The organism is Saccharopolyspora spinosa NRRL 18395 (assembly GCF_000194155.1).
GTDB lineage: Bacteria > Actinomycetota > Actinomycetes > Mycobacteriales > Pseudonocardiaceae > Saccharopolyspora > Saccharopolyspora spinosa.
Genome location: NZ_GL877879.1, coordinates 2,252,844 through 2,262,296, shown reverse-complemented (window position 1 = coordinate 2,262,296; position 9,453 = coordinate 2,252,844). Strand labels below are relative to the sequence as shown.

Sequence of the window (9,453 nt, the reverse complement as noted above, 5' to 3'; positions counted from 1 at the left end):
GATCACAAGAGCCCAATTTCAATGGAAATCCGAGGCTCGATTTCCATTGAAATCGGAGTGGTCAGCGGAAGACGGAGGGGTTCAGCGGATGTCTGCGGCGGGTCAGTGGAAGGCGGTGGCGTGTCCTCTACCCATTCCCGGAAGGTTCTTGGTCGGTGGCCCGCCGCCCCGTTGTGGCCACGAGAACCTTGTCGCCGCTTACCGCCAGCACCTTCGTTCGACTGGCACGAACGCTAAGAGTTCGATTTAACTGGAGGTCAACACCGCCTGCGGCGGCTTGACCTCCAGCGCGCTGGAGGTTCGATGCTTGGGACCAGCACTGATCCCGCAGACCTCGGGAGCGAACCATGCCGGTCGAAGTCGGAATCTTCTTGCCCAGCACGGCGGAGGCCGAGATCCGCGAGGCGGCCTACCACGCCGTGGACGCCGAGCTGGACGCCATCTGGAGCGGCGACCACCTCGCCAACGGGGTTCCGGCGCTGGACGGCATGCTGGCCCTGACCACGGCGGCTGCCGTAACCGAGTGCATCGACATCGGCTTCGCCGTCTACCTCCCCGCGCTGCGACCGCTCATGTGCGCGGCCAAGCAGATCGCGACGCTACAAAACCTCACCGGCGGCGACCGCCTGCACCTCGGCATCGGCGTCGGCGGCCACGACAGCGGCTACGCCGCCGTGGGCCTCGACGCCGCTACGCGCGGCCGGCGCACCGACGAGTTCCTGCAGCTCCTGCCGTCACTGCTGGCCGGCGAGCCAACCGTGCTGCCGCACGGCGCTACCGCGCAGCTCGCCCCGGCTGCCGCCGTGCCGCCGCTGTGGATCGGCGGCTCCGCGCCTCCCGCCCTGCACCGCGCGGCTCGCTTCGGCGACGGCTGGATCGCCGAGATGCACACGCCGGACGGGATCCGCGCCAAGGCCGCGCGGCTGCGCGAGCTCGCCGAGGAGCGCGGTCGCCCGGCTCCGCGCCTGGGTCTCGCGATCCAGGGCAGCCTGGTCAAACGTCCGGACGCCGGTCTGCTCGACCGTTGCGCGGGGAATCTGGCGGGGCTCTTCGGGATTCCGGTCGACGTGGCCCGCGACTACGTCGTCGCCGGGACGCCGGAGCAGGTCGCGGAGCAGCTCGCCGCCTACGCCGAGGCGGGTGTCGAGAAGATCGCGTTCGCCGTAGACGGCGACTGGCACAGCTCCTGCGACCTGCTCGGTCAGGTCCGTCAGCTCCTCGAACCGGCGGAGCGACCGAGGTGCCCCAGGACGGAGTGACTAACCGGGGCTTGGGTGCGCTATCCATCCGGCGCGTACTTACCGATGCCGGATAGTGGGGCGCGCTTCGCGTGGCATGCCTTGTTCTGCCCGGCGAATTACCGGACGTCGGCGAGCACCGAGCCGCTGTCCGGGCCGGAAAGTCGTCGTAGGCCGCGAAGCCAGGATTGCGTCGTCCGGAGGATGGCGAGCGAAGCGCCCGCCATCCACAACACCGTGCCGCAGACCCCGCGGGGATCCCGCAGACCCGACGACGTCTGAGGTTCCGCTACCCGCACCGCCATGCAGGACGAGCACGGAAACATCTCCGAGCTATTCGCGGGCTGCCGAGGTGAAGCTCATGTCGGCGTAGCGGGTGCCCGCGACCTTCGACGAGATCGGATCCAGGAGGGCGAGGTCGGCCGCCGTGAGCGCGACGTCGACGGCGCCGAGGTTCTCGTCGAGCCTGGTCCGGCGTCGGGTGCCCGGGATCGGCACCAACGCCAGGCCGTCCTGCTGCGCGTACAGCCAGGCCAGCGCCACCTGCGCGAGCGTCGCGCCGTGCCGCTGCGCGATCTCCCGGAGCGGCACCAGGAGTTCGGCGTTGCGGGCTGCGTTCTCCCCGGAGTACTGCGGGAAGTTCCGCCGGAAGTCGCCGTCCGACAGCTTCGCGGCGTCCGCGAACGCCCCGGTCAGGAACCCGCGTCCCAGCGGGGAGTACGGCACGAGCGCCACGCCGAGCTCCTTGGCCGCAGGCACCACGGTGTTCTCCACGTCGCGGTTGAACACCGACCACTCGCTCTGCACCGCCGCGATCGGGTGCACGGCGTGTGCGGCCCGCAGCTCGTCGCCGGTCACCTCGGACAGCCCGAGGTGGCGCACCTTGCCCTCCGCCACCAGCTCCGCCATCGCCCCGACGGTCTCCTCGATCGGCACCGTCAGGTCGCGCCGGTGCATGTAGTAGAGGTCGATCACGTCGATGTCGAGCCGCCGCAGGCTCCCCTCGGCCGCCTCCCGCACGTAGGCCGCGTCACCACGGAAGCCCCGGTAGTTCGGGTCGTCGGCCTTGCGGACCAGGCCGAACTTGGTGGCCAGCACCACCTGCTCGCGGTGTGCGTTCACGAACGGGGCGAGGAACTCCTCGTTGGCGCCCGAGCCGTAGATGTCGGCGGTGTCGAACAGAGTCACTCCCCGCTCCAGGGCCTGCTCCAGCGTGCGCCGCACCTCGTCCTGGTCGGTCGGGCCGTAGAACTCGCTCATCCCCATGCAGCCCAGGCCCTGCGCGCCCACCACCGGGCCGGACCCCAGCTGAACCTGCCGCAACGTCATCTCGTTCCCCTTCGAATCGGCTGCCACCCATGTTCGGCCCGATCGCGGGCGCGCGGCAGGGCGCGTTTCTCATGGGTGTGGCACACCCAGGCTGGCGTGGCAGCATCGATGGGGTGAGCAACGAGCTGGGCAGCTTCCTGAAGGCCTGCCGGGCGCGCCGCAAGCCGACCGAGGTCGGCATCCCGGCTGGGCCCGGGGTGCGGCGGACGCCTGGCCTGCGGCGCGAAGAGGTCGCGGCGGTGGCCGGGATCAGCGTGGACTACTACACGCGGCTGGAGCAGGGCCGCGAGCGGCACCCGAGCGAGGCGGTACTGGACGCGCTGGCGCGGGCCCTGCTGCTGGACGCCACCGAGCGGCAGTACGTGGGCAACCTGGCCAGGCACTCCTCGGGCAGCCGCCAGGCGCTGCCGGAGGTCGACTCGGTCCGGCCGACGGTGCTGCGGCTGCTCGACGTGGTCGGCGAATCACCGGCCTACATCCTGAACCGCAGCAACGACGTGGTCGGGGCCAACCCGGCGGGGTTGGCCCTGCTCGCGGGTATCGACCAGTGGCCGGCGGAGCGCCGTAACACGACCCGCTACCTGTTCCTGCACCCGGCGGCCCGGACGGTGTTCGTGGGTTGGCGCGGAGTGGCGCAGGATTCGGCCGCCGACCTGCGCGCGACCGTCGGCGACAACCCCCAGGACCCGGGGCTCACCGCGCTCGTCGACGAGCTGACGACGAAGAGCGAGGAGTTCCCGGCGATGTGGGCGCGGCACGAGGTGCAGCCCAAGTCCACCGGGGTGAAGCGGTTCGACCACCCGGCGGTGGGCCGGATGGACCTGGACTACGAGGTGCTGGCGGTGCGCGGCGCCGACCAGCGGATCGTCATATACCAAGCCGAACCGGGCACCCCGGACCACGACGCGATGACGCTGCTCAACCTCGTCGCCCGCCGCACCGTGCCGGACCAAGCCACCGACTGACGCCCGGGCGGTACCGTCGGCCGGTGCTGCGACCTGACTACCCGATCTCGACCGATCGCTTGGTGCTGCGCCCCTTCACCACCGCCGACGTGGCGGACGTCTGGGCCTACCAGCGCCAACCCGAAGTTGCCCGCTACCTCAGGTGGGATTCGCGAGACCTCCAGCAGACGCAGGACGCGGTCAAGGGGATGGCCACCGAGACCGAACTCCGCGCCGAAGGCGACTGCCTCAGCCTCGCGGTGGTCTTGCCGACGCTCGACGTGATCGTGGGGCAGGTCGAGCTCGTCTGGCTCAGCGAGGAGCATCGGCAGGGCGAGATCGGCTACATCTTCAACCCCGACCACCAGGGCAAGGGCCTGGCCACCGAGGCTGCCCGCGCAGTCCTCCGCCTGGGCTTCGAGGAGCTCGACCTGCACCGGATCGTCGGCAGGTGCAACGCCCTGAACACCGCCTCGGCGAAGCTGATGGAACGCCTCGGTATGCGCCGCGAGGCCCACTTCGTCCAGAGCTCGATCATCAGGGGTGCCTGGCGCGAGGAGTTCGTCTACGCGATCCTGCGATCCGAATGGCGGCGCCAGGACTGATCTCCCGACTGACTTGTGCCGGGCAGCGCCCGTTGCGGGACCGCGCACCCGGCCGGAGCTGTCCGCCGACCGTCCACAGTGGTCAATCTCTGGACGGTCGGCGGATCGCGCGGACCGCGCGGATCAGTCGGAAAGGGCCTGGTAGACCGTGGTGCGGAAGTCGCTGAAGTGCTTCGGCGGCGCGGCGGAGTCCATCGCGCGCTGGCTGAGCAGGATGCCGATCAGGTCCTCCGCCGGGTCGCCGAAGGCGGTCGTGCCGAGGCCTCCCGACCAGCCGAACTGGCCCGGCGTCGTCGACAGGTCGACGCGGCGGGTGACGACGGCTTGGCCGAACGCCCAGCCTGCGCTCTCGCCGAGGATCGCCCGCGCATCCGCCTTCTGCTGGTCGGTGAGCTGGTCGGTGCACATCAGCGCGACGGCCGGCCGGGACAGGATCCGCTCGCGCCCGTAGCGCCCACCGTCCAGCAGCATCCGGTAGAAGGCCAGGTAGTCGTCGACGGTCGAGACGAGGCCGCCACCGCCGACGGGGAACTTCGGCGGGCTGTCCACGGGATCGTCGCGGCGGACGAGCTCGCCGCCCGGCCCAGCCAGGTAGCTCGGCGCGAGCCGGTGCAGTTGGTCGGCGGGCACATGGAAGCCGGTGTCGCGCATGCCGAGCGGCTCGAAGATCCGCTCCCGCAGGAAGTCCGGCAACGACTTCCCGGAGGCCCGGGCGATCAGCACGCCCAGCACGTCGGATCCGGTGTGGTAGAGCCACTGCTCGCCCGGCTGGTAGGCCAGCGGCAGCTCGCCGAGGCGGCGCATCCACTCGTCGATCGACAGGTCGACGACGTCCACTCCTGGTGCCAGACCGGCCTCCAGCAGCGCCCGGAAGATCGGCGGGTCGCCCAGGACGACACCCAAGCCGAACCGGAAGGTCAGCAGGTCGCGCAGGGTGATCGGCCGGTTCGCGGGCACCGTCTCGTCGAGCGGCCCGTCGGGCCGGGCCAGCACCCGGCGGTCGGCCAGCTCGGGCAGCAGCTCGTCGACCGGGTCGTCCAGCCGCAGCACGCACTCCTCCACCAGGATCAACGCCGCCGCCGCGGTAATCGGCTTGGTGTTCGAGGCAATTCGGAAGATCGTGTCCCGGCGCATCGGCTCGGTCCCGCCAACCGCCTGCGTGCCGAACGCCTCGATGTGCGTCTCGCCGCCTCGGCTCACCGCGGCCACCGCGCCCGGCAGCTCGCCCCGGACCACGTAGCCGTTCATCACCTCGTGCAAGCGCGCCAAGCGCTGCTTCGCGAAACCCATTGCTCCTCCTACAACTCCGCCGGTCAGCTGCCGTGAGCAGTCCTGTTGGTGCAGAGGCTGGTTGGGGGCTCGTGCTGCCCGGCGGTTCCGGCGGCAGCCCCGTCGGGAGCGGTCTGGTGCCGCCTCGCTTAGCGGTGTGAAGCGAACGGCCTGATCACGTCACTAGACGGCACAAACGGTCCGGTCGCCCCATACCTCTGCCGCAAACCCCGGACTACTGGCATGAAGCGAACGGCCTGATCACGTCACTAGACGGCACGAACGGTCCGTTCGCCCCATACCTCTGCCGCAAACCCCGGACTACTAGTGTGAAGCGAACGGCCCGATCACCTCACTAGACGGCACCCTCACTCGGGCGGTTCCGGCGGCAGCCCCGTCGGGAGCGGTCTGGTGCCGCCTCGCTTAGCGGTGTGAAGCGAACGGCCTGATCACGTCACTAGACGGCACAAACGGTCCGGTCGCCCCATACCTCTGCCGCAAACCCCGGACAACCAGGGTGAAGCGAACGGACTGTTCACGTCACTAGACGGCACGAACGGTCCGTTCGCTTCACACCAGCACATACCAAACAGCCTCTATCGCGCCCAAAAGTACGCGCGGGCACCGACAAAGTGTGAGCGCCCACCTGGCGGGCGACGCCCGGCGACAGGCTTCCCCGGTGTGCGATGGCGGGAACCGAAGTCTGATCGACCGAGGAGGCGGCGATGGTTCGGCGCATCCCCCGCTGATTGGCCCGCGCCCCGATCACGCTGTACCGGCGCGGCCTGGGTTCGCTGCTCGGCACCCGGATCATGATGCTGGAACACTGGGGCGGCGCAGCGGGCGACTCCGGTACGCGGCGGCCGTTCCACACCCGCACCGAGGGATCCGCGCTGACGTTGTGGAACCACTGGGCACAAGTCCGGGATCCTGGAGCCGAGAAGACCGCTGAGGTTCCGCTCCCCGCACCGCAACGCAAGAAGAGGTTGAAAACACTCCTTGAGTCTTTTCATTTTGATCTGTGCGGGTGTGGTGCGGAGGGCGTGTCGCGAGGCGAAGTGGTGACGCTCCTGGTAGATGAAGCGGCGATTGACCTGTCCAGTACCACCCTGCGGTATGTCGCTGATCTACTGCGGGACATCGCCGGAGGATGAGTTCGCCGTAGCGCAAGCTCCCAGCGCATGAGCAGGCACTACTGGTGCTGGTGTACCTGCGCCACGGCGGCATCTATGCCCGACTGGCCGCCGGGTTCGGTGTCGGGATCGTCACGGCCTACCGCTACATCCGTGAAACCGTTGAGCCGCCGGCCGACCGCGCTCCAGCTCACCAGGCGGGAAGACCACGAGGGCGAGCAGAGCATGCGGGCGGCTACGGCCCGCACCACAAGGTGATCGTTAGTGACTAGACCTACGTCTCGATCTCGTACGACCACCGCTATGTCTATGTCAAGGAATCGGCGCTGAAGGCGGCCTGACGACCCGGAAAGCGCGAAGCGCCCTGTCCGCAGCAGGGCACTTCGCTTTCTCCGTCCACTATGGAGCATCTTCACACCTCCCTGAGGCGGGGTTTCCGCCGGTGAAGGCTCCGGGTGTTCTGGGCTGCCAGGGCGGCCCCGAACACACGAGACCTGACCTGCGGGAAAGCGGCGACTTCTCGAATGCTCTGGCGGCAATCCGCCCCTTCCACGACATACTGGCGGGATGAGCGAGTGGACCCTGGGACTGATCGGATCGGCGGCCGGTGGCGTGGAGAAGATCCGCCCGGCGCTGATCGAACCCGCGATCGCCCGGGGCTGGCGGGTCGCCGTGACGCTGACTCCGACGGCGGGCTGGTGGCTGCGGGAGTTCGGCGAGACCGAGCGGATCGAGCAGGTGACCGGCCTGCCGTGCCGCGTCGAGTCCCGCTTGCCCAGCGACGGCCGCCCGCACCCGCCGATCGACTGCTACCTGGCATGTCCGGCGACTGCCAACACGGTCGTCAAGCTCGCCCTCGGCATCGCCGACAACCAGGCCCTGACCACGCTCGGCGAGGCGATCGGAACCCCGGAGACCCCGGTGGTGATCTTCCCGAAGATCAACATTACCCAGGTCCGCCACCCGGCGTGGAAGTCCCACACCGAAACCCTGCGCGAAGCCGGGGTGGAACTCCTGACCGGCGACGACTACTGGCCCCTGCATGATCCCAGGGAGAAGCGGGAGATCCCCTGGCTCCAGATCCTCGACGCGGCAGAATCCGCGGTCTGTGGCACCCGCGCAAGCGGTGGTCCGCCTACGAGTTGTCGCTGATCGCCGCCCCGTTCCCGCGCCAGGAGATTCCCGCGCCAGGAGATTCCCGCTCCGGCCGCCTGCTCCGGCGCTGGGTACAGCTCCTGCCCAACCGTGGGACCGCGCTGCTCAGCGATGACATCGACCGGGCCGTGCGCGACAGGACCTTCGCCGTGCGCGACAGGATCTTCGCCCGCAACGCGTCTTGCCCGCTGCTGCTGGCACCTTCCGGCAGCGGCTCGCTGGAGCCGCGCGACCTCGTCGAACCCGGCGGTGGAGCGCGCAGCACGATGCACGACGCCGTGCGGGCGCGCATGAAACGCGAGCTCTGCGAGGAGACGGGCCCGAGCCCGGATTCCGTCGCAGAGACGGAGCTGGCGGGGTTCGCGCGCTGGACGGAGCACGCGGCGCCAAGCCGGAGTTCTTCGGCGTGACCAAGCTGTCGGTGTCGAGCGGCGAAGCCTAGAACACCGCACCACCTGGCGCGGATCGCGCTGTACAGCTCCGACGTCACCTCGCTGGCAATAGACTTCGCCGCGGTGGGCGGCGAACTCCGCGGCGGAGCCGACATCCTCAACGCCCCCAGCCTTCCGGACCTGGTGCGCGACGTCGGCTCGCTCCCACTCCTGGACGCTATCCGCGCCGCAGCGCTGAGCGAATCGCCTGCCGACCTGACGACGCGATCAGGACTCGTGTTCGGCGATGGCCGGGAACGCTTGTCGCACCTCCCCGAACAGCACGCCGTGCCGTCCGTAGCCGAACGCGACCGCGCCCGCCCACAGCGCGCCGAAGGTAGCGCACAGCGGATCCTCGTCACGGGCCGAGAACAGCGCGGGAAACGCCATCGCTTGCTGCAGGTAGTTGTCGTGCCTGCCGTCGAGCGAAGTCGTCGTCGTCCGTGGGACTCGCTCGTCGGACAGCAGCCGCTCCCATGCCTTCCTGTCGTCGTCGAAGGGCTCGGGCAGCGGCTCACCCCGGTCCATCGCTTCCAGTGCGGGTGCGATCCACCCGACGTCGTCGAGCTGGGCTTCCACGAACACCCGCCGGGTCACCCAACGGGCGATCTCCCGCTGGGTAGCGGGATCCACCTCGGCGAGCGTGTCGACGAGGGGCCGGTCGAGCTTCGCGACGCTCCCCCCACCCGCCGCAGGCGTTCACCGGGCAGGTGCCCTCCCCACTCCCACTCCTCGTACCTGATGCGCGCCTGCTCGCGCTCCCTTTCTCGTTCGAGAGCCACACGTCGCTCGACCTCGGCCTTCTCCTCCGGTGTCGGAGGCGGCGGTTGCTCACGGGCGAACCCGTGCCAGTAGTTGGCGGCCGCACTGGTCTGCCTGAGCACCCGGTCCGGCCCCGGCGGGGCGGGCCAGAACTGGAGGAGGTAGCGGTCTACCTGCGTTTCCTCGTCCATCCTGGTGTCCAGTTCGCGCGCTTCGTCCATCCGGATCGCGCAGTACCTGACCCGGTAGTCGCTCTCGCGCAGGTCGAGCGGCCAGAACCCCTCCCCGCCCCAACCGACGAGCGCGGTATCGCCCTCGGGGTGGAAGGAGACCTCGACGATTTCCTCCCAAGTGTCGTCCAGCGGCGGGGCCTGGTCGTGGAGCTCCACGGTGAAGCCGACCCGGCCGGTGTGCAGGCCGGTGATCAGGTAGAGGGTGCCCGGCGACGCTGCACCGCACAGTCCGTTGTCCTGCCCGCCGAAGCACTCGGAGAGCCCCCCGAAGTCCTGCTCGCCCTGGACGTAGATCTGCCCGTAGTGGACCCACGCCTCGTCATCCACCAGCGTTCGCACGCCAGCCCCTTCACT

General features: G+C 69.6%; 10 protein-coding genes and 1 pseudogene. 7 read left to right on the top strand and 4 right to left on the bottom strand.

Annotated elements, in window-relative coordinates; all coding sequences use genetic code 11:
- The first annotated feature begins 347 nt into the window (after positions 1 to 347).
- Positions 348 to 1,259: an LLM class flavin-dependent oxidoreductase gene (locus tag SSPN_RS0129740; protein WP_010312218.1), complete on the top strand. Its 912-nt coding sequence runs from the start codon at positions 348 to 350 to the stop codon at positions 1,257 to 1,259.
- A gap of 312 nt (positions 1,260 to 1,571) precedes the next feature.
- Here SSPN_RS0129740 and SSPN_RS0129735 read toward each other — a convergent pair whose 3' ends face one another.
- Positions 1,572 to 2,567 carry an aldo/keto reductase gene (locus SSPN_RS0129735; protein WP_029535840.1) on the bottom strand — a complete coding sequence of 332 codons (996 nt, stop codon included), beginning with the start codon at positions 2,565 to 2,567 and terminating at the stop codon, positions 1,572 to 1,574.
- A gap of 113 nt (positions 2,568 to 2,680) precedes the next feature.
- On the opposite strand from SSPN_RS0129735, the gene SSPN_RS0129730 reads away from it, so the two are divergent.
- Together SSPN_RS0129730 and SSPN_RS0129725 are read left to right on the top strand one after the other, a co-directional pair.
- Positions 2,681 to 3,532, top strand: coding sequence for a helix-turn-helix transcriptional regulator (locus SSPN_RS0129730; protein WP_202798930.1), 852 nt, complete (start codon positions 2,681 to 2,683; stop codon positions 3,530 to 3,532).
- Positions 3,533 to 3,555: 23 nt separating this feature from the next.
- Positions 3,556 to 4,116, top strand: coding sequence for a GNAT family N-acetyltransferase (locus SSPN_RS0129725; RefSeq protein WP_010312211.1), 561 nt, complete (start codon positions 3,556 to 3,558; stop codon positions 4,114 to 4,116).
- A 123-nt stretch (positions 4,117 to 4,239) separates the two neighbouring features.
- Here SSPN_RS0129725 and SSPN_RS0129720 read toward each other — a convergent pair whose 3' ends face one another.
- Positions 4,240 to 5,406: a serine hydrolase domain-containing protein gene (locus SSPN_RS0129720; protein ID WP_010312209.1), complete on the bottom strand. Its 1,167-nt coding sequence runs from the start codon at positions 5,404 to 5,406 to the stop codon at positions 4,240 to 4,242.
- 728 nt (positions 5,407 to 6,134) lie between these two features.
- Between SSPN_RS0129720 and SSPN_RS0129715 the strand changes: the two genes are divergently transcribed.
- The 4 genes and pseudogenes from SSPN_RS0129715 to SSPN_RS49430 all read left to right on the top strand — a co-directional run bounded on the left by SSPN_RS0129715 (position 6,135) and on the right by SSPN_RS49430 (position 8,083).
- Positions 6,135 to 6,539: a hypothetical protein gene (locus tag SSPN_RS0129715; protein ID WP_010312207.1), complete on the top strand. Its 405-nt coding sequence runs from the start codon at positions 6,135 to 6,137 to the stop codon at positions 6,537 to 6,539.
- 23 nt (positions 6,540 to 6,562) lie between these two features.
- A pseudogene (locus SSPN_RS52330) lies at positions 6,563 to 6,790 on the top strand (helix-turn-helix domain-containing protein); the annotation flags it as partial.
- A gap of 295 nt (positions 6,791 to 7,085) precedes the next feature.
- Positions 7,086 to 7,670, top strand: a complete 585-nt coding sequence (locus tag SSPN_RS0129705; protein WP_010312203.1) for a flavoprotein — start codon at positions 7,086 to 7,088, stop codon at positions 7,668 to 7,670.
- The gene (locus SSPN_RS49430) at positions 7,661 to 8,083 is read left to right on the top strand and encodes a hypothetical protein (RefSeq protein ID WP_010312201.1); all 423 of its coding nucleotides are present in this window, start codon (positions 7,661 to 7,663) and stop codon (positions 8,081 to 8,083) included. The genes SSPN_RS0129705 and SSPN_RS49430 overlap by 10 nt, the downstream gene beginning before the upstream one ends.
- Positions 8,084 to 8,332: 249 nt before the next feature.
- On the opposite strand, the gene SSPN_RS60595 is transcribed toward SSPN_RS49430, so the two are convergent.
- Complete coding sequence (locus SSPN_RS60595; protein WP_237710784.1) at positions 8,333 to 8,701, bottom strand: hypothetical protein; 369 nt, start codon at positions 8,699 to 8,701, stop codon at positions 8,333 to 8,335.
- A complete protein-coding gene (locus tag SSPN_RS60590; RefSeq protein WP_237710783.1) occupies positions 8,698 to 9,438 on the bottom strand; it encodes a hypothetical protein in 741 nt (246 codons plus the stop codon). The genes SSPN_RS60595 and SSPN_RS60590 overlap by 4 nt, the downstream gene beginning before the upstream one ends.
- Between the last annotated feature and the right edge of the window lie 15 nt (positions 9,439 to 9,453).

Coding starts and splice junctions, on each gene's coding strand:
- SSPN_RS0129720 (WP_010312209.1), bottom strand. CDS start 5,406: ATGGGTTTCGCGAAGCAGCGCTTGGCGCGCTTGCACGAGGTGATGAAC.
- SSPN_RS0129740 (WP_010312218.1), top strand. CDS start 348: ATGCCGGTCGAAGTCGGAATCTTCTTGCCCAGCACGGCGGAGGCCGAG.
- SSPN_RS0129705 (WP_010312203.1), top strand. CDS start 7,086: ATGAGCGAGTGGACCCTGGGACTGATCGGATCGGCGGCCGGTGGCGTG.
- SSPN_RS0129735 (WP_029535840.1), bottom strand. CDS start 2,567: ATGACGTTGCGGCAGGTTCAGCTGGGGTCCGGCCCGGTGGTGGGCGCG.